Origin of the sequence: Paractinoplanes rishiriensis, assembly GCF_016862375.1 — a bacterium.
Taxonomy (GTDB): Bacteria; Actinomycetota; Actinomycetes; order Mycobacteriales; family Micromonosporaceae; genus Actinoplanes; species Actinoplanes rishiriensis.
On sequence record NZ_BOMV01000172.1, the window covers coordinates 1 to 964 of the forward strand.

Consider the following 964-nt stretch of genomic DNA (forward strand, 5'->3'; position numbering starts at 1 on the left):
CGCCCGGTGATCAGCGATGGCCTGCCGAGCCAGCTTCCGGACATCGACCCCGAGGAAACCAACGAGTGGGTCGAGTCGCTCGACGGAGTCATCGACGAACGCGGCGCGAAAAGAGCCCGTTACGTTATGTTGCGCCTGCTCGAGCGGGCCCGGGAGCGACAGGTCGGCGTCCCGCCCCTGACCTCCACGGACTACATCAACACGATCCCGCCGGAGCGCGAACCCTGGTTCCCCGGCGACGAGTTCGTGGAGCGCCGGATCCGGGCCTACATCCGCTGGAACGCGGCCATGCTGGTGCACCGGGCGCAGCGCCCGGAGATCGGCGTGGGCGGGCACATCTCGACGTACGCGTCGAGCGCCAGCCTCTACGAGGTCGGCATGAACCACTTCTTCCGCGGCAAGGACCACCCGGGCGGCGGCGACCACATCTTCTTCCAGGGGCACGCCTCCCCCGGCATGTACGCCCGCGCCTTCCTCGAGGGCCGGCTCAGCACCGACCAGCTGGACGGCTTCCGGCAGGAGCTGTCGCACACCCTTCCAGACGGCTCGAGTGGCGGCCTTCCTTCCTATCCACACCCCAGGCTGATGCCGAACTTCTGGGAGTTCCCGACGGTCAGCATGGGCCTCGGCCCGCTGAACGCGATCTACCAGGCCCGGTACAACCGCTACCTGCACAACCGCGGCATCAAGGACACCAGCCAGCAGCACGTCTGGGCGTTCCTGGGCGACGGTGAGATGGACGAGGTGGAGTCGCTCGGCGCGATCGGCCTGGCCGCCCGCGAGGAGCTCGACAACCTCACCTTCGTGATCAACTGCAACCTGCAGCGGCTGGACGGGCCGGTCCGCGGCAACGGCAAGATCATCCAGGAGATGGAGGCGTTCTTCCGGGGTGCCGGCTGGAACGTGATCAAGGTGATCTGGGGCCGCGAGTGGGACCCGCTGCTCGCCGCCGACACCGACGGCG

1 protein-coding gene is annotated in these 964 nt (G+C 68.3%); it reads left to right on the forward strand.

What is annotated here, in order from left to right; all coding sequences use genetic code 11:
• A partial coding sequence (locus tag Ari01nite_RS49460) for a pyruvate dehydrogenase E1 component-related protein (RefSeq protein WP_498371186.1) occupies nt 1-964 on the forward strand: 964 nt, incomplete at both ends.